Source organism: Virgibacillus sp. DJP39 (genome assembly GCF_049310925.1).
Taxonomy (GTDB): Bacteria; Bacillota; Bacilli; order Bacillales; family Amphibacillaceae; genus Virgibacillus_F.
In genome coordinates this window covers 1-19084 of record NZ_JBMERP010000071.1, presented here as the reverse complement: position 1 = coordinate 19084, position 19084 = coordinate 1, and the positions used below count along the sequence as shown (strand labels likewise).

17 protein-coding genes and 2 riboswitches are annotated in these 19084 nt (G+C 38.1%); of the genes, 10 read left to right on the top strand and 7 right to left on the bottom strand.

Annotated features, from left to right (window positions below):
* The 8 genes from ACOI1D_RS17145 to ACOI1D_RS17110 form a co-directional block, all read left to right on the top strand.
* The coding region (locus ACOI1D_RS17145) for a spore germination protein (protein ID WP_422502924.1) at window positions 1-1381 on the top strand (1381 nt) is incomplete at its 5' end.
* On the top strand, window positions 1381-2499 hold the full coding sequence (locus ACOI1D_RS17140; protein WP_422502922.1) for a GerAB/ArcD/ProY family transporter: 1119 nt from the start codon (window positions 1381-1383) through the stop codon (window positions 2497-2499). The genes ACOI1D_RS17145 and ACOI1D_RS17140, both read left to right, overlap by 1 nt.
* Window positions 2480-3661, top strand: a complete 1182-nt coding sequence (locus ACOI1D_RS17135) for a Ger(x)C family spore germination protein (RefSeq protein ID WP_422502919.1) — start codon at window positions 2480-2482, stop codon at window positions 3659-3661. Before ACOI1D_RS17140 ends, ACOI1D_RS17135 begins: the two co-directional genes overlap by 20 nt.
* Window positions 3662-4044: 383 nt before the next feature.
* Window positions 4045-5007 carry an AAA family ATPase gene (locus ACOI1D_RS17130; protein ID WP_422502917.1) on the top strand — a complete coding sequence of 321 codons (963 nt, stop codon included), beginning with the start codon at window positions 4045-4047 and terminating at the stop codon, window positions 5005-5007.
* Window positions 5007-6275: a DUF58 domain-containing protein gene (locus ACOI1D_RS17125; RefSeq protein ID WP_422502914.1), complete on the top strand. Its 1269-nt coding sequence runs from the start codon at window positions 5007-5009 to the stop codon at window positions 6273-6275. Before ACOI1D_RS17130 ends, ACOI1D_RS17125 begins: the two co-directional genes overlap by 1 nt.
* Entirely contained in the window at window positions 6272-8449 is a 2178-nt protein-coding gene (locus ACOI1D_RS17120) for a transglutaminase TgpA family protein (RefSeq protein ID WP_422502912.1), read from the top strand. The genes ACOI1D_RS17125 and ACOI1D_RS17120 overlap by 4 nt, the downstream gene beginning before the upstream one ends.
* A 106-nt stretch (window positions 8450-8555) precedes the next feature.
* A riboswitch (purine riboswitch) is annotated at window positions 8556-8657 on the top strand.
* A 213-nt stretch (window positions 8658-8870) separates the two neighbouring features.
* On the top strand, window positions 8871-10406 hold the full coding sequence (guaA, locus tag ACOI1D_RS17115) for a glutamine-hydrolyzing GMP synthase (protein ID WP_422502910.1): 1536 nt from the start codon (window positions 8871-8873) through the stop codon (window positions 10404-10406).
* A gap of 82 nt (window positions 10407-10488) precedes the next feature.
* Window positions 10489-10590, top strand: a riboswitch (purine riboswitch).
* Window positions 10591-10717: 127 nt separating this feature from the next.
* Complete coding sequence (locus ACOI1D_RS17110; RefSeq protein ID WP_422502908.1) at window positions 10718-12052, top strand: NCS2 family permease; 1335 nt, start codon at window positions 10718-10720, stop codon at window positions 12050-12052.
* On the opposite strand, the gene ACOI1D_RS17105 is transcribed toward ACOI1D_RS17110, so the two are convergent.
* From ACOI1D_RS17105 to msrA, 3 genes are all read right to left on the bottom strand, one after another.
* Entirely contained in the window at window positions 12049-12420 is a 372-nt protein-coding gene (locus tag ACOI1D_RS17105; protein WP_422502906.1) for a hypothetical protein, read from the bottom strand. The genes ACOI1D_RS17110 and ACOI1D_RS17105 overlap by 4 nt on opposite strands.
* Window positions 12421-12441: 21 nt before the next feature.
* The gene (locus ACOI1D_RS17100) at window positions 12442-13608 is read right to left on the bottom strand and encodes an MFS transporter (RefSeq protein ID WP_422502904.1); all 1167 of its coding nucleotides are present in this window, start codon (window positions 13606-13608) and stop codon (window positions 12442-12444) included.
* Window positions 13609-13688: 80 nt separating this feature from the next.
* Entirely contained in the window at window positions 13689-14222 is a 534-nt protein-coding gene (gene msrA, locus ACOI1D_RS17095; protein WP_422502902.1) for a peptide-methionine (S)-S-oxide reductase MsrA, read from the bottom strand.
* 148 nt (window positions 14223-14370) lie between these two features.
* Here msrA and ACOI1D_RS17090 point away from each other — a divergent pair, with 148 nt between their 5' ends.
* Together ACOI1D_RS17090 and ACOI1D_RS17085 are read left to right on the top strand one after the other, a co-directional pair.
* Window positions 14371-15081, top strand: coding sequence for an MOSC domain-containing protein (locus tag ACOI1D_RS17090; RefSeq protein WP_422502900.1), 711 nt, complete (start codon window positions 14371-14373; stop codon window positions 15079-15081).
* Between the two features lie 31 nt (window positions 15082-15112).
* Window positions 15113-15688: a DUF2179 domain-containing protein gene (locus ACOI1D_RS17085; RefSeq protein ID WP_422502898.1), complete on the top strand. Its 576-nt coding sequence runs from the start codon at window positions 15113-15115 to the stop codon at window positions 15686-15688.
* 897 nt (window positions 15689-16585) lie between these two features.
* On the opposite strand, the gene ACOI1D_RS17080 is transcribed toward ACOI1D_RS17085, so the two are convergent.
* The 4 genes from ACOI1D_RS17080 to ACOI1D_RS17065 all read right to left on the bottom strand — a co-directional run bounded on the left by ACOI1D_RS17080 (window position 16586) and on the right by ACOI1D_RS17065 (window position 18839).
* Window positions 16586-16816 carry a helix-turn-helix domain-containing protein gene (locus ACOI1D_RS17080; protein WP_422502895.1) on the bottom strand — a complete coding sequence of 77 codons (231 nt, stop codon included), beginning with the start codon at window positions 16814-16816 and terminating at the stop codon, window positions 16586-16588.
* A gap of 10 nt (window positions 16817-16826) precedes the next feature.
* The gene (locus ACOI1D_RS17075) at window positions 16827-17306 is read right to left on the bottom strand and encodes a DUF2975 domain-containing protein (protein WP_422502893.1); all 480 of its coding nucleotides are present in this window, start codon (window positions 17304-17306) and stop codon (window positions 16827-16829) included.
* 280 nt (window positions 17307-17586) lie between these two features.
* Complete coding sequence (locus ACOI1D_RS17070; RefSeq protein WP_422502891.1) at window positions 17587-17979, bottom strand: hypothetical protein; 393 nt, start codon at window positions 17977-17979, stop codon at window positions 17587-17589.
* 419 nt (window positions 17980-18398) lie between these two features.
* Window positions 18399-18839, bottom strand: a complete 441-nt coding sequence (locus tag ACOI1D_RS17065) for a cell wall hydrolase (protein WP_422502890.1) — start codon at window positions 18837-18839, stop codon at window positions 18399-18401.
* Window positions 18840-19084 lie beyond the last annotated feature (245 nt).

The window sequence follows — 19084 nt, the reverse complement described above, 5'->3', positions numbered from 1 at the left end:
AAATAACAACTGTGCAATTGTTTATATTGAAGGCCTAATTGATACGAAGTTAGTTCATAATAATATATTGGAAAATATACAGTCCGTTGATAATAGTGAGATTTCCCAAGATGAAGATGTCTTATTAGATAAGATTAAGCGAGACACTATTTCTATATGTCCCATAGAAAAATCAGAATCCTTTGATGAGCTTTCCAATGACCTTTTATATGGGAGCACGATTTTCTACCTGGATGGAATAGAAAAAGTTCTGATTATGAAAACAAAGGGATGGAAAGAACGTCAGATTGAAGAACCTGCTTCAGAACCTGTAATTCGTGGTCCGCGAGAGGGTTTTGTTGAAAGTGTAGGGACAAATATGATGCTGATAAGACGTCAGATTCGTGATCCGAACTTACGGTTTAAAACGCACAAGATTGGACGTCGTGCGAAGAAATCATTAGTTGTAACCTATCTGGATGGGGTCGTTAACCCTGACATTTTGAAGGAGGTTAATCGCAGACTTGCTACGATTGATGTGGATAATGCCCCCGAATCAGGATACATAGAGCAATGGATTGAAGACAGTTTTTTATCCCCATTTCCACAATTGTCGCATACAGAGAGACCTGATAAAGCTTCAGCGGCAATATTACAGGGGAAGGTTATCATTATCCTTGATGGGACACCGTTTGTATTGATTGCACCTGCTACACTCGCAAATGCGTTTCAATCACCAGAGGACTACTATGAGCGGTGGATAATCGGGTCGTTAATAAGAACCTTACGTTATTTAGCTACATTTATTGCCATGTTTTTGCCTGCATTATACATCGCCTTGGTATCCTATCATCAGGGTATGATTCCTTCTCAATTAGCTTTTTCTATTGCTGCAACAAGAGAAGGGGTTCCCTTTCCACCAGTTGTTGAAGCGGTAATAATGGGGATAACGATGGAATTACTGCGGGAAGCAGGGGCGAGATTGCCAAGAGTTATAGGACAAACAATCGGAATCGTGGGAGGTCTGGTCATAGGGGAAGCGGCTGTACAGGCTGGTGTAGTAAGCCCCGTTATGGTTATTGTCGTTGCTTTAACAGCAATTTCTTCCTTTTCTCTACCTGAGTATAGTGTGGCAATTTCCTTTAGAATGATCCGTTTCGCATTTATGATTGTCGCTTCTGTGCTGGGTTTGTATGGCATAATCCTTGTTTACATTATGGTCAATATTCATATTGTGAACCTCAAAAGTATGGGAGTACCTTATTCTACTCCATTTGCACCAACCTTTCTCAGGGATTGGACTGATCTTGTACTCCGTGCACCAGTACCATTGCTGACTAAACGCCCAGGTTATTTAAAAACTGGAGATAAAACATCAGCAGATAAAGGAGACACAAGGTAATGAAAAGTTTTGATTATGGTGATGAAAAAATTAGTGAAAGAGAAATCATGATAGCTGTGCCTTCAATGGTTATTGGGGTGGCAGTTCTTACATTACCAAGGGATCTGGCATCTGTTACTTCAGCTTCAGATGGTTGGGTAGCCATACTTGGAAGTGGCTTAGTTGCAATCGCAATTATATGGCTTTTGGCAAAACTCACCAGCGGCTTCCCAAATCAATCCTTTTTTACTTTTACATCCACCATTCTTTCGAAACCAGTAGCAATAATAATATCATTTATTCTTGCCATCATATGGTTGAATGTTACAGCGTATATAGTGCGTAGCATTTCGGAAGTTTCAAAGCAATACCTTTTTGACCAAACCCCTGTTGAGGTTATTGGGCTTTGTTTTCTTCTAGTTGTTGTTTATGCAGTCTCCGGCTCAAGGGCTGGTTTGTTTCGGTTAAATATGATGTTTCTGCCAATTATTCTCATTATCTCATTCATAGTTTCTATCTTTAACTTAAGCTTGTTCGAGCCACCCCAATTACTTCCCATGTTTAAAACAGATTTTAATGGCTATTTAGAAGGGTTACATACCGGGTTAACCTCGTATGCTGGATTTATTATTGCTTTATTTTATATAGGGTTGGTGGAAAATCCGAAGAATACGCCTAAATATGCTGCAATTGGTATGTCTATACCTGTTCTAATGTACCTGATGTTTTTTATTTTATGTATCGGTGTGTTTGGTAATGAGGTGACAGCTAATCTGGTATTTCCAACTGTCGAGTTAGCAAAGAGTGTTGAAATTCCGGGTGGTTTTTTTGAACGATTTGAGTCTGTCTTTTTTGTAATTTGGATTATGGCTATATTCAACACCACTGCAATGGCGTTAGATATTGCAGTCCTTTCAATCCATTCTATTTTTAAAAAGGCAAAGAAAATTAAAGTAGTCCTTTTATTAACGCCAATTGTTTACTGCACAAGTATGTTACCACAGAGCTTAGTAGAGGTTGCTTCATTTGGTGCCATTGTCAGTAATGCTGCATTAATTTTTACACTTTTGGTGGGATCTTTTTTGCTGGTTATTGCTAAAGTAAGGGGAGTGGGCCAAGTTGGCAAAAAGAAAAGTTAATCTATTAATCGTCTGTTCACTTCTCTTTATTACTGGATGCTGGGATCAGGTAGCTATTGAAGAACGGGGGTTTGTTGTCGGATCATCTATAGATATGGGAGAAGAACAACAGGAAGAAAACTTAAACATCAAATTGACTAATCAAATCGTAATCCCATCAGGGTTAGGAACCCCAAGTACAGGGAGTGGTGAACAAAAGGCTTATATGAATATTGCAGCCAGTGGGAACAGCTTGTTTGAAATATCACGAGAGATGATCTCACAAATGAGCAGAGCTCCATATTATGAACATTTAAAGATTGTCGTTGTTTCAGAGGAAGTGGCAAAGGAATCAGGAGTGTTTCCCAGCATAATGGATGTATTTCTTCGGGAGCAGCAAATGCGCCGTTCAATCAAAGTAATCATTTCGGAGGAAGAAGCAGCTAAAATACTTGAGACAGATACGAAGATGGAAAAGCTTCCAGCAATGTACATCAATGAAATTTTGGAAAATAGCGTGAGAACAATTGAGACAGTTGCCCCGGTACGAATGGGAGAAATCCATGAATTTCTTTTAAATAAGAGTAGTTTTGTCCTACCGCGGGCTTTATTAAAAGGGAAAATGATGAATGATAGTGGTGGGGCGGTTTTTCGTGGCTCTGATGATAAGATGATTGGTACGTTAACTAGTGATGAAGTAAAAGGGTTAAATTTAATTGCCCATAAAACTCGAGATGGAATAATAAATTTTAAGGTTAACGATCAGCTAATGATTTATGATATTCAAGGTACAAAAAGTTCGATAAAGATAGACGTGAAAGACAAGGACCAAGTAAATATTTCGATTATAATTGAGGCAAAGGGAGGTATCGGTGAGGTATTTGGAAGCCAATCCCTGTTGACGTCAGAACGTTTTAAGCAAATTGAAGAACAAATAAATAAAAAAATTGAAGAACTTGCAACTAACACCCTTGAAAAAGCGCAGGAGGAACTGAATGCTGATATCTTTGGATTTAATGCCATTTTGAAACAAAGACATTATGATCAATGGCAAAAGTTAAAGAAGGACTGGGATAAAGAAGGAAACGCATTTTCTAATGCCAAGATTTCAGTAACAGCAAAAGCGCAAGTCCGAATGACAGGTGTGACCGAAAAAACCAAAGACAAAGGAATTGGTGAATAATATGTGGGAAAATATTGTTGGACATATACCAGAAAGGTTAGTTATCATTTGTACCATTTTATCCTTACTTATCCCATACGTCGTTTTTAAAATAAATAAAAGTCTCCACAACTATGGTGATCCTCCTTGGAAAAAGACTAAGGAGGATACAAATGTGTTTGGAAAAAAAGAGAAGTAGTATGAAACCTGCGACAAATATATTGTATATAGCTTAGCCCAATTTTCAATGTTTACTATACAAATTAAATGTAAATACTAGGTGTTATCTGCTTTTTATGTGTAATTTCCTATTATTCTGCTTTTACTTACTGTGCCTTTTTTAGTATAGTTAACGTATGTAATAACGTAAAAAGTTAGTTACCTTATGGAAGGGGTCTATGTAAATGATGCAGGATACTACTGTCTATAATGAAAATATTAAAAATGTTTTAACAAATATTAATAAAGTGATGATTGGTAAGGAGGATGTAGCAAGATTGAGTATGGTTGCCTTGCTGGCCCAAGGTCACGTGTTATTGGAGGACGTTCCAGGCGTTGGTAAAACCATGCTGGTTAGAACACTCGCAAAATCTCTTGATTGCGATTTCAGAAGAATTCAATTTACCCCTGACTTATTACCGTCTGATGTTACTGGTATTTCTATTTATAATCCCAAAGAACTAGAATTCGAGTTTCGCGGTGGGCCTATCATGGGAAACATCGTTTTAGCCGACGAAATTAACCGTACATCCCCTAAAACACAGTCAGCTTTATTGGAAGGAATGGAGGAAAAAAGTGTAACCGTTGATGGAAACACTGTTCCTCTTGCACAGCCATTCTTTGTAATGGCGACACAGAACCCGATTGAATATGAAGGTACATATCCGCTGCCTGAAGCACAACTCGATCGATTTATACTAAAGCTTAAAATGGGTTATCCATCCTATGATAATGAACTTAAGATGCTTGAACGTACCTCAGTTGATCATCCAATAGAACAAATTAAGGCAGTAATGAACAGGGAACAGCTTGTTGAGGTGCAGGAAGCAGTGAAAGGCGTATACATTGATCAAAATGTGCAAAAGTATATTATTAACCTAGTAACTGCCACCCGAGAACATCCGTCTGTTTATTTAGGTGTTAGTCCTCGTGGATCTATCGCTTTAATGCGCGCAGCAAAGGCACTTGCATTTGTGTACAGTAGAGATTATGTACTGCCGGACGATGTAAAATACCTGGCCCCATTTGTACTTTCTCACAGGGTTATCCTATCATCTGAAGCGAAGTATGAAGGGATGACAAGTGAAGATGTAATTTCATCAGTAATACAGAACACATACGTACCGATTCGAAAGGATTTTAATTAATGAGGGATACGATTAAGACTATCGGGAAACTGGTGTTTATTGTATTCCTGATTTTATTGTTGTTTTCTTATGCCATGTTTCAGGGAGGATTTGTAAGTTGGTTCTTGTTTTACGGATTTTTACCTATTTCCGTCTACTTAATTGGTATTCTCTTTTATCCAATTAAATCATTTCGGCTTACTAGAAAACTATCCCATCATGTAGTCAGGGCTGGTGATAAAGTACAAGTAGACATTACATTGAAACGATCTTTTCCATTCCCGCTTTATTACTGTATTTGTGAGGAGATATTCCCTGAATCGCTGAACAAAGTTGATAATCGTGCAGAGAAGTATCAACATATGGAAGATCCTTCTCAGCTTCTAACAACAAGAAAAATTAAGAAGATAGTATTTGCAGGTTTTAAGCGTGAGCTTCATTTATCTTATCAAATTACAGAGATTCCCCGTGGGGAACATCAACTGTTTGCTATTCGTTTTCGAACTGGTGATTTATTTGGGTTCGTTAAGAAGGAACATGTTTTTTCTGTGTTTAATGATTTAGTTGCGTATCCAAACGAACACCAGCTTCATATTACTGAACGAATAAACAGTTTCGAGCAAGGAGCAGTTACAACTCAGAGCTTATCACTTAAAAATACTAATGTGGCTTCAGGGGTAAGGGAATACGCACCTGGGGATAAGTTTTCCTGGATTGACTGGAAACAAACTGCCAGGAAAAATACGATGATGACGAAAGAGTTTGAACAAGAAAAAAGCAATGATATTATGCAGGTTCTCGACGGCTGTTATCATGATAACTTGAATGTATTAGCTTTTGAAGCTGCAATTGAAATAACCCTTTCACTGATGGAGGCTATTCGCAAACAGTCTTCACAAGTAGGTTTTCTTTCTATAGGTGAAAAAAACACCTTTTTTCCACTGCATCATGATCCAATGAAAAAAGAACTTATCAGGCAGCACTTAACTCAAATACAACCAGGTGGAGATCAGGCTTTCGCAGCAAAGTTAAAGGAAGATTCAAAGCGTTTAGCCACGGGGGCAGTTGTGATTGTCATTACAACCAACCTTAATGATCTATTCAAAGAAACAATTCAGAGTATGAAGCAACGAACAAAGCGCATTATTGTATGTTTTATTCAATCTAATAAACTAATTACTGAACACCAGCGCCAGCTTATACATCAGCTGCAATTTCAAGGAGTCATCGTAAATGTGATGACAGAGAAGCAGTTGGTTCAAAATAGGATTGGGGTGCGTGTCGTATGAACCTGAATACAGAAACTAAAACTCCTTTTATGTATAACATGATTTTATATACTGCTGGATTCATATTGTTTTTGGAATGGTTGTATCCAGTAAAAGATCTTACAGACACTAGTAGTTTAATAGTATTTATACTTTACACGGCTTTTTGTTTCTTTATAACATTGACACAAATTAATTGGTGGCTTTCCTACATTTTAAAAGGTGCAGGTCTTTTATACATTCTGAATGGCTTATACTTTCAAGAAGCTTTTTTCAGCAGACCCTGGCTTTATCATTTATTCTCAGAAGTCTCTCTGAATATTGCCGCCTTAGTTAGTCAGGAATGGTATAACTTAACACCGATGTTTCGCAGCTTATTATTTTTACTATTAATCTGGTTGATGAGCTACTTGATTTATTATTGGTTCGTGGCAATGAACCGCATCTTTTTATTTGTGTTATTAACATTTGTATATATCGCTGTACTGGATACATTTACCGTGTTTATTGCGGATGCTGCGATTGTTAGAATTTTTGTTATATCCTTTATTGCTTTAGGTGTGGCAAGTTTATCAAGGGAAATGAACAGAGAATCAATCCGATTCCTATGGATGAAAAAAACTTCAATCTGGATGTTTCCCTTAATTGGTGTAGTACTTTTATCAACGGTAGTGGGCTACGCAGCACCCAAACTTGAACCACAATGGCCTGATCCAGTTCCTTTTTTAAAGAGTACTGCTGAAGGTGCTGGCAGTCAGGATGGCGGAACAGGAATTCGAAAAGTTGGATATGGAGAAGATGATACACATCTGGGAGGTTCATTTATTCAGGATGAAACACCGGTTTTCACCGTCAGAACAGAAGAAGAACAATATTGGCGGATCGAAACGAAGGATGTTTATACAGGTAAAGGTTGGATTAACTCGCATGAGCCAGAGTATATTAATCAGGATCCACAAAGTATCTCACTTAACACTTTTGATGAGAGTGTAGAAACTGAAGAAATGAGTGCCCAGCTTGAATTAACAGGGAACGTTCAAATCCCTAAGGTCATTTATCCGTATGGAATAGATAAAATGAGGTACAAAGAGAAAACCGAATTACTTTTAGACAAGTATTCGGAAGAATTGGTTACAAAATTCAATGGCAATGAGTTAAATCTGGATAGTTATAATTTGACCTTTCAAAGCCCAATATTTGAGATTAACTCTTTACGAAATGCAACCGCAGAAGACTCTGAGGATATTATTGCACAGTATACACAGCTGCCGGGTAATTTACCGGATCGTGTTGGTGAGTTAGCTAGGGAAGTAACCGCGAAGGAAGAAAATCGTTACGATAAAGCTCGTGCAATAGAAACTTATTTTGGACAAAATGGATTTAAATACAATACAAACAATGTATCTGTCCCTGGAGAAAATCAGGATTACGTAGACCAATTTTTATTTGATACAAAAATTGGCTACTGTGATAACTATTCTACTTCAATGGTTGTCATGCTGCGTACATTAGATATTCCAGCGAGATGGGTGAAAGGCTTCACCAGTGGTGAGCAATTGATTGAGGATAATGCAGAGTTTGATATATTCGAAGTTAGAAATTCAAATGCCCATTCATGGGTAGAGGTTTATTTCCCTGGCAAAGGATGGGTTCCTTTTGAACCAACACAAGGCTTTTCTAACCTGACAGACTTTCAAATCGATGTCGACAATGATATCGATGAAGAGGATACTGCAGTTCCGGCGATGCAGGAGCAGCCATCAGAGCCTGAGGAAGAAACCGAAGAAGCAGTTGAAAGTGCGGGTAGTAAAAACGGGGAACTAAAATTGAACTGGTGGTATATCGGGGGAGCAACGGGCATTCTGCTCTTGCTTGGATGGTTTATTTATGTGAAGCGCTATGTCATTCAGTCCTTTCTGCTTGGCTTGAGACTTAAGGCAAGCAAAAATCAAAAAACGTATCAGGATGCCTATCACTTCCTATTGAAACAACTGGCACATAAGGGACATCCAAAAGAAGCTAGCCAGACGTTACGTGAATATGCTAAAAGAATTGACCGTAGATACAATTCAAGGACGATGCGTTTACTAACCATTTCCTATGAACGAATTCTCTACACGAAAACAGGGGATTCAGAGGAAATTGCTAAATTGGCGCAATTGTGGAAAGGTTTAATCAAACAGATAAGGTCTTGACCAAGTACTCGTCTGTTAGTAGAATAGGGTAATATCTTAAATTGGTGTAAGCCATGGCTAGAATTAAACTAGCTGTTTTGAAAAGAATTATATGAATGTAGAATAATAATAAAATATAATAGCCTTTTGTATATCCTCGATAATATGGTTCGAAAGTTTCTACCGGTGCACCGTAAATGCACTGACTATGAAGGCGAAATCTGTTCGTGGATATGTCTTTACCTGTACATAGCCTGGATTTCTGCCTTTCTGCAATTTTCTCTGAGAGCATTCAGCTCAGGAAACGTTGCGTTTGGAGGAAGCCGGGCTTTTTGTATAGCAAGCAAGTCCTGTTATTAAACGAATGTAGACTAGTTAAGTAAATAAAGGTTTCGATTCGCTTTAGTGAATGGTAACCTTTTATAAGATAAGGAGAGTTGTCATGGAAACAAGTGAAATGATTTTGGTATTGGACTTTGGTAGTCAATATAATCAGTTGATTACAAGACGAATACGTGAGCTGGGTGTTTACAGTGAATTGCACACCCATAAGCTGACTGCTGAAGAGATTAAACAACTGAATCCAAAAGGTATTATTCTATCCGGTGGACCACACAGCGTCTATGATGAAAACAGTTTTCGGTGCGACAAAGAAATCTTTAATCTGGATATTCCGATATTAGGTATCTGTTATGGCATGCAATTAATGACATTACATTATGGCGGAAATGTAACAAAAGCTAAAAACCGTGAGTATGGTAAAGCGCTCATTGAGCTTAGCAATGATCCGGTGTTATTTAAAAATACTCCAAAGAATCAAACGGTTTGGATGAGTCATGGTGATAAGGTACTAGAAGTTCCGGAAGGGTTTCAAACAGATGCAACAAGCCCATCAACTCCAATAGCCGCAATGAGCAAGCCTGAAAGCAAATTATATGGTGTACAATTTCACCCGGAAGTTCGTCATTCAGAATTTGGTAATCATTTGCTGGAGCAATTCGTTTTTGATGTCTGTCATTGTGACGGAGAATGGACAATCGAAAACTTTATTGATACGGAAGTAGACAAGATAAGAGAAAAAGTTGGTAGCCGCAATGTGCTGTGTGCATTAAGTGGTGGAGTTGATTCATCTGTTGTTGCAGCATTAATTCACAAAGCAGTTGGTAATCAGCTGACGTGTATTTTTGTAGATCATGGCTTATTGCGAAAAAATGAAGCAGATGAAGTGATGAAAACGTTTAGTGGTGATTTTGATATGAACATTATTAAGATTGATGCACAGGAGCGTTTCTTGTCAAAGCTTAACAATGTAAGCGATCCGGAGAAAAAACGTAAAATTATCGGGAACGAATTTATTTACGTATTTGATGATGAGGCTTCCAAATTAACGAACATGGATTTTCTTGCACAAGGCACCTTATATACAGACATAATCGAAAGTGGTACAGATACAGCACAAACAATCAAGTCACATCATAATGTGGGTGGACTGCCTGAAAATATGCAATTTGAGCTGATTGAACCTCTAAATACGTTATTTAAGGATGAAGTTCGTGAATTAGGATTGCAATTAGGTCTTCCAGAAGCAATTGTATGGCGTCAACCATTTCCAGGACCAGGACTTGCTATACGGATTCTTGGAGCGGTTACCGAAGAAAAGCTGGCAATTGTTAGAGAATCAGATGCTATCCTGCGGGAAATTATTGTTGAAGAAGGACTTGACCGTGAAATCTGGCAATACTTTACCGTATTACCAGATATGCGGAGTGTTGGAGTAATGGGTGATACACGGACCTATGATTATACTATTGGCATTCGTGCCGTTACTTCTATTGATGGGATGACGTCAGACTGGGCTCGGATTCCTTGGGATGTTATCGAAAAGATCTCGACACGGATAGTAAACGAAGTAGAACACATCAATCGTGTGGTGTATGACGTTACAAGTAAGCCACCAGCAACAATTGAGTGGGAATAGACGATTTAATACGAACGATGATATGAATTAAATGAAAATTGTTCGTGTTTTGGGTTGACCTGATCAAGCGAAAGTAGTACAATTAAATCAATCGAATAGCATGCGTATAATTTAGGGGATATGGCCCAAGAGTTTCTACCAAACTACCGTAAACAGTTTGACTACGCAGGTTAAGGCAACGAGGTAAGATACAGCAGGATACTTTTGCGTACTTTTTCTTATTGCTTTTTTCTGAACTAGTTACGGTAGCACTCTTGGGAATTAACCAAGTGTGCTTTTGTTTTTCTATGAAAAGTGGGGAGGAAAAAGCAATGAAAAAATACTTTCGTTTTGAGGAATTAGGAACAAATTATAAAACAGAATTTGTAGCAGGTATGACTACGTTTTTAGCAATGGCATATATACTATTTGTAAACCCTGCTACATTAGCTTTAGTAGGGATAGAGGATCTTCCTGAAGGTGTAACACGAATGGATCAGGGTGCAGTTTTCACCGCTACTGCGATTGCTGCGGCAGTCGGTTCGTTATTCATGGGTATTATTGCGAAATACCCAATCGCTCTTGCGCCTGGTATGGGCCTTAACGCTTTTTTCGCATACACCGTGGTGCTGGGTTCTGGTATCCCTTGGGAAACAGCATTGGCAGGGGTTTTGGCATCTGGACTAATATTTATTCTTTTAACATTATCAGGAATTCGTGAGAAAATTATTAATGCAATACCGGGAAATTTAAAACTTGCGGTTGGAGCAGGAATTGGATTATTTATCGCATTTATCGGCTTCCAGAACGCAGGGATTATTATAGGAAATGACGCTACGCTTGTTGGAATTGGAGACTTGGCGTCACCAACAGTTTTATTGGCTATTTTTGGAATTATTATTACTGTCGTCCTTCTCAGTTTAAACATTAAAGGCGGCATTTTCTATGGCATGATTTTAACATCAATCGTTGGAATCATTTTTAATCTGATTGATCCACCGTCAGGGTTGGGCGGAATTGTAGGCGAAGTACCTAGCTTGGCTCCAACGTTTGGTGCAGCAATTGCTCATTTTGGAGATATTTTCACACTTGAAATGCTGGTTGTTATTTTAACGTTCTTATTTGTTGATTTCTTTGATACTGCTGGAACGCTCGTTGCAGTGGCTAGACAAGCAGGGCTAATGAAAGACAATAAGCTGCCACGTGCAGGTAAAGCTTTATTTGCAGACTCAACAGCAACGGTAGTCGGCTCGATTGTTGGTACTTCAACAACTACATCTTACGTTGAGTCAACGGCAGGTGTTGGAGCAGGTGGACGATCTGGATTTACAGCAGTCGTTACAGCAGGATTCTTCCTGTTAGCTCTGTTTTTCTCCCCATTATTGAGTGTGGTTACAGCAGAAGTTACAGCACCGGCACTAATTATAGTAGGTGTGTTGATGTCTTCTGCATTGAAGGGTATAGACTGGGATGAATTTGAAATAGCGGTTCCAGCATTCTTAATAATTATTGCAATGCCATTGACATATAGCATTGCTACTGGGATTGCGATTGGATTTATTTTTTATCCAATAACGATGATATTAAAAGGACGCGCAAAAGAAGTAAATTCGATTATGTATTTATTGTTTGTTATCTTTATTTTATACTTTATCTTCCTCAGCTAATGAACTAAATAGATTACTAGAAAAAAAGCTGGTGCAAAGTTAATTGCACCAGCTTTTTTCGTTTGGTAGTAGACAACCGGAGTACTTAAAGGGCCAGGACGGTTGATAGTTCCGTATAACGGTTGATATCTTGCCAGGACGGTTGATAGTTCCGTATAACGGTTGATATCTTGCCAGGACGGTTGATACTTCCGTATAACGGTCGATATCTTGCCAGGACGGTTGATACTTCCGTATAACGGTCGATTCCCGGCCAGGACGGTTGATAGTTCCGTATAACGGTCGATTCCCGGCCAGGACGGTTGATACTTCCATCTAACGGTCGATTCCTTGCCAGGACGGTTGATAATCGGCCTTCCTTTAACCATGTAACTTGCGATTTTGTACTATCATTGAGATCTTTTTAATTCTTTTCCATATGGCAGTAGATGGTAGAGCGTTAATAGAATAGTACCGGTTGAAGAAAAGATTCCCAGTACCAGGTATAATGTGTCACCTCCGAATGAATCAATCAGTGCCCCACCAATCAGTGACCCTATGATTCCTGAAACTCCAAAAAATACAGCGAAAAATACCAGATGACCGGTTGACTGTAATAGCTTAGGAATTAGCCGGGTAATATATTGAAATGCTGCTAAGTAGAAGACCCCAAACGTTATTCCGTGTAAAAACTGAAGTGCTACAATTAAGATTGGATCCTCAACTGCCGCGTACATAAACCATCTTATGCTATAAATAACACCTGCGAAAATGATGAAGACCAGAGAATGGTATTTTTTGAACCACGTACCGGCAAAGGCAAAAACTGCTGCCTCACTAGCAACACCGAAAAACCAGGCTAGTCCAATCAGGCTTTCACTACCGCCAAGCTGAGAAATGTATAAACCAATGTACGTATCATTTGATCGATGGGATATAGAGATAAACATAATGATCGCAAGAAAAATCAGAAACGGTTTATTGCTGAATATCTGGCGTACATCTTTTAGCTTAACAGGATCTGATTCCACTTTGACATCTGTAAGCTGAAAGACTACTAATAACGCAGCTACTCCAAAGAAAAGGTAAGGCCATATCATATATTGAATGCCAACAGAGGATAATATCTCACCAACAATTAATGATGATGTAGCAAAACCTATCGAACCCCACATACGAATGCTTCCGAATGATACGTTCAGCTGATCTGAACGGCGTTGTGCAAGGCTGTCACCAAGCGCACCAATCGGAGATGTAAAGAAATAAAAAACTGCGCCCATTAAAATAATTGCAATTAGCCCGTTCATTTGAAAAAATAGAACACTGCTAATGAGGAGTCCAATTACACAGAGTAACAGCATTCGTTTAACTGTTTTATATTTATCACTCATGTATCCCCAAAAGGGCTGAGCAAATATAGATGCCAAGGGACCAACAGCGAGAACCCATCCGATTTCTGAGCCGTCAAGACCTTTATGCAATAAATATAGTGGTAAAAAACTAAGTATTATAGTGTTTGAAGCATGAAAACTAAACAATAGCATTTTTAATGGTACTAGTGAATTACTTTTAGCCAAACTGTCAGCTCCTTACTTATGAAACCTGTTGTGCTGAATATATTTCCCGGATAGCGTTGTAACCGTAAACGCTAATTAAATCAGTCCACTTTCCAAACTTCTTCTATAAACTCATCTCTGCCGGATTTTGCTCGATCTCCTTCATATTCCTGTTTATTTTTTTTGTAGAATTCCTGATGATAATCTTCTGCAGGATAAAAAGTTGTTGCAGGTAGAATTTCTGTCACAATGGGTTTAGTAAATTTACCACTTTGTTCTAATTCTTTTTTTGACACTTCTGCGGCGAATAACTGGTTGCTGTCATGATAAAAAATGGCAGCACGGTATGAGTCGCCACGGTCCTGAAATTGTCCTCCGTCATCAGTAGGGTCAATTTGTTGCCAAAACAGAGGTAGAATTGTTTGATAAGATATGATTTCTGGATCATACGTGATTTCAACGGCTTCGTAATGGCCAGTTTCACCTGTTTTAACGTCTTCATAGGTTGGGTTTTCAACATGCCCACCTATATATCCGGATACTACTGCATTGACTCCGTCCCATTTGTCAAAGGGTTTAACCATACACCAGAAACAGCCGCCGGCAAACGTTGCTTTTTTTAATTGTTTATTCATAAAATCATTCCTCGTTTGTATATTTAGTAAAAGAGAATTATAATTTGTGTAACTCTTATAATGAAAGCTTTACATATCTAATCATTAGTAATTGGATTGAGCCAGATTTCTAATCAATCAACTATATCATAAATGAGGGGCAGGTAGCATGATGAACGTTCCGTTTGCAGCTAAAATTTTGACTGGAAAAGTGAAGCGAGCTGGTGACCCCGATGCAAGTGACCGCTTGGACAAACCATGGGAAAGTGGGATGTTTAAAAAAGAAGTGACCGGGAATCTCTGGTTGAGTAAGACAGGTCTTGAAAATGACGAGGTAGCAGATACCAAGAACCACGGCGGACCTGAGAAAGCGATATTTGCTTATCCAGCTGAACATTATAATTTTTGGAAAAAGCAGCTTAATACAGATGAAATTGGTATTGGTGCGATGGGAGAAAACCTTGCAGTTGAAGGCGTTGATGAATTTTCCATTTGCATCGGTGACACATTTGAGCTAAGTGATGCAATTATTCAGGTTGCCCAGCCCAGACAACCTTGCTGGAAACCTGCCCGAAGGTTTCGTGTGCTTGACCTGGCCCTACAGATACAAAACAGCGGTCGAACTGGGTGGTATTTCCGTGTACTTAAGGAAGGGAATATAGCTGGTGGAAGTTCGTTGAAAATTATCGAACGACCCTATCCACAATGGACGATTGCAGCGTGTAATGAAGTGATGCATGTTTACAAAAACGATCTTCATCAAGCTGATGAACTTGCTTCCTGCGGTTTATTAGCACCAAGTTGGAGGGAGACGTTACAAAAACGTTTACGTGGAAAACAATCATCCGTCGAAAAACGGGTATATGGCCCAAATAAATAAAAAATGATTAAACTTTATTGGAGGTTTTACTTTGCTTGAAAATGCTTATATTATGGTAGCAATTATTCTAATCATAAACGTTGTTTACGTCTCCCTGTATACACTTCGCATGATATTAACTTTGAAAGGTCGCCAATACATTGCGGCGTTTATCAGCATGTTTGAGATTGTTGTTTATGTTATAGGGTTAGGATTAGTACTGGATAATCTGGATCAAATTCAAAATATCGTAGCCTATGCGCTAGGTTTTGGAATAGGTGTAGTTGTTGGATCAAAGATAGAAGAGAAGCTAGCACTAGGTTACATCACGGTTAATGTTATATCGACTGATCCGAATCTTGAATTCACACGCAAGCTCCGCGATAAGGGTTATGGTGTGACAAGCTGGTTTGCGTATGGAATGGATGGTGATCGTTTAGCCATGCAAATCCTTACTCCAAGAAAATATGAATTAAAGCTTTATGAAACAATAAAAACAATTGATCCCAAAGCCTTTATCATTTCCTATGAGCCTAAGCAGATCAATGGTGGTTTCTGGGTCAAACAGGTACGCAAAGGAATTCTGGGTAAGAAAAATAAACCAGTTGAATACAAACCAGAAGAATAGGATGAGTTAACCAATAAGGAACCTTCTTCCTATGCTAAGGGTGAGATAGTTAAACAAAAGTAGAAGTCCACAAAACTCATGGGTTCCGTTCCCTATCGCAATCCTCAAAAGCATAACTAATTGCAACGTATTTGAGTGGTATTTGTAATTAAAACAGTAAAATCTCAGTTCAGTGAACTGAGATTTTTCGTATATTTAGTTTAAACTAAAGCATTTTATATATAGGCTCTTTCCGTAAGTTTTGTTGCTTTTTAACCTTCGCAGTTGATATAAACTGCGACGTAGTGAATTGTTTCACCACCGTTCCGGCAGAATACTTCGCTTTCACCACTCCGGGTACAAGTGCGACATCTGCTCAAGCTGACGCTTTCACAGTGTCTTCTATGCCGCGGGCACGGCCTCAGCCTCCTCAGAAGCAAAGGACGCTTCTTCCGGGGTCTTCGGACTCGCGCTGTTCTAAGCAGGAGTCTACGTATTCTGCCTCCACTAAGAATCCTATGTTTCCCTTGAACAGAAAGCTATCTAAGCTGCGGAAAAATGCGAGACTCCTCGAAAATGTATTTCTAGAAGCTTTCCTTATCCAATGGGAAAGGAACAGTCTGAAGACCCCGCAGTGAGCGGTTTTTGCTCAGCTCAGGAGGCTGAAGCGTTCCCCATGGAAAGTGAGTGTTTTTCCGCAGTGCTGGGTCGGCACCAATCTAGTAAAGAGTGGTAGGAAATAAATTAACATAGCAGCTATGTCGCAGTTTATAGATTTTGTGTCAACAACAATCTTTTAGAAAACAGCCTTTATCTAAAATCATAACGACTATAATCTCTTTCTTAACCCATTCCTGTTTTAAATATGAATTATATTACCATAAAAGGAACAGTGACTATTTATCTAAGTTTAATTTGTTAAATGGTTTGGTCTTGATTGTCAACTTCACTTTGATATTCAAGAAGATCCCCAGGCTGACATTCTAAAGCCTTACAAATTGCCTCTAGAGTTGAAAGTCTAATAGCTTTTGCCTTTCCGTTTTTTAATATAGAAAGGTTAGCCATTGTTATTCCAACTCTTTCCGAAAGTTCTGTAACACTCATCTTCCGTTTAGCCAACATCACATCAATATTGATTATTATTCTCAAATTATTCACCTCATACTATTAAGTCATTTTCTGATTTTATATCGATGGCTACTTGTAAAAGCCTTTGAAGAACAGCGGCAAAGACTGCAATCACCATTGAAGCGAAAATAAAGATCATTCCAATTAATATGACACCTGGGGCGTCGTCTAACTCCGCAAAGATATAGAAGAGTGGCATACCAACCACATATAAGCCACTGATTGTGATTGCACAATATTTTATATTTTTTAAAGATTTTACAGAAATTTTCGAGAACGCTTTGTTCTTGTCAATATAACTTAATTTAAAAGCCTGATACAATGCAACGAAAAATGGGATTGCTGATCCATACATAACTATTAAAATGCCATATAGTACATAAGCGAACTCCGAATTACTTTCTGCTGCTTCTTTACCTAGTATAGGCAACCCAAATATACATAAAGCGAGAATCGGAGCTCCAATAAGAAAAAGAGCTATTTTTAAAAAGATTGTTGAACCTCGTTTCATAAAAAACACCTCACTTAATTATTGTTAATTTGACTTTAACACACATTTTATCGTTACATAATAAAATATTATTGCCTTTTATTATATTGTTATTGTTATATAAATCTCCTTTTTAATTTTAGACAAAGATAAAAAGCATTCCTTATTACAAAGAAAATGCTCTACAACTTTACTATTAAATTTATAACTTCGCTCTGGTCTCCTTTGATATTTATACTTTCTTCATCGGAAACCACCGCCAATAAAAGGTAAAATAATTTGGCACAATAATATAATTGGGTTATCCTTCTCTCAATCCTAAATATCGTATTTCCTTACCATCCACTTTTACTATATAGATGTCACCCTTTTTGACAGGTTTGTATAATTTAGTTCCAACTGGCAGTTTGGTAGCAGAATAATTCTCGAATGCTTTACTATCTTTGGTTTGTTTTTTAATCTCACCAACTTCTTCATCTGAAGTTAATTCCTGTTCATTAACCCATTCAATATCTTCCGCATTACTATATACAACACCGTTTAGGAGGAAAATGTCTGCATCCTTATTCTTGGATAAGATTTCTTCAGCAGTTGGATTTCCCATTTGATCTCCTGAATCTTCAGTTGTTTGATTATTACAAGCTACCAATATAATTGATAGAAGTAAAATTAATGATAACTTTCTTGTAATCATCCCAAAACCCCCTTCATTAGGATAGACGAGTGGCTAAAGACTTAAGTTTCAATTTTTTAACTCTGTTGCTGCGGTTAGTTTAAGGGTAATCGTCTACAACCTCTATATTTATTTCAACATATTCGGATTACTATTACTTTCTTTGTGGCTGTAGGCTTTATATTTGGGATTATTGGGTGAAAGGGAATAAATGGTTTTTGAAAGCTCGAAATTATTTAATGTTATTCATTGACAACCATTTACGTCGATAGAAGTTGTCTCCATTGAAAAATAAAATTCGTTCTTAAACTTTGAGCGTGGTTGACGGTTTAACGATCAAAAATCCCCACAGTGTAGGGGTTTTTTAAGCAGTAAAGAAATTTTAAAAACTTTCTTTCTGCATAAGTGCCGCTATCAGGCTTAGTGATAAGCCAATCTTTCTAATATCTATAAGCGCCTTCGCATGTATTAGCCTCTGGTTCATAATAACAATGTTGTTTATATTGTCCTGTAAATGGTTGACCGTACCATGTGGGTGGACATTCAGCATACGGATTGAAATACCAAAGAGCATACTGGGAAGGGTGCTGTCTCCAATAGTTTAGGACTTGTTTGGCTAATTTTTTTTCTACACCTCTTGCTCTATTATAAAAAACATTGCCTTTTTGTACTGCTTCAAAAGAATAATTTCCTCCTTGGACTTGAAAAATCACATCCCTTATTGAAGTTAACTCTTTAAAATCTAAACAACTGGCTTTTAGTCGATTTACAATTACATTACCAACCATAAGCATCCCTAATTGCCCTTCACCTTCAGCTTCTGCCCTCATCATCCTTGCCACCAAATCAATGTCACTCTCTGTAAATTTTACTCTTGTCACTTTTTATCACCTCTAAAATAATTGTATGAAAAAAGCCTGTAAAAGTGCTTTTTTAATAATCAATATATCGCTAGCTGATAAAGGGCTATAGAGAATGGCCATAATTTTTACATTTTCATAAGAACCTAACAATTCCTAAAAGAATACATTACCTGGAATTGTCTTCTAGGAGGAAAGCATATGGGTCATCATAAATATAACGCGCCTTTCCCACCGCAGCATCAAAACAAACAACCAGGTATTGA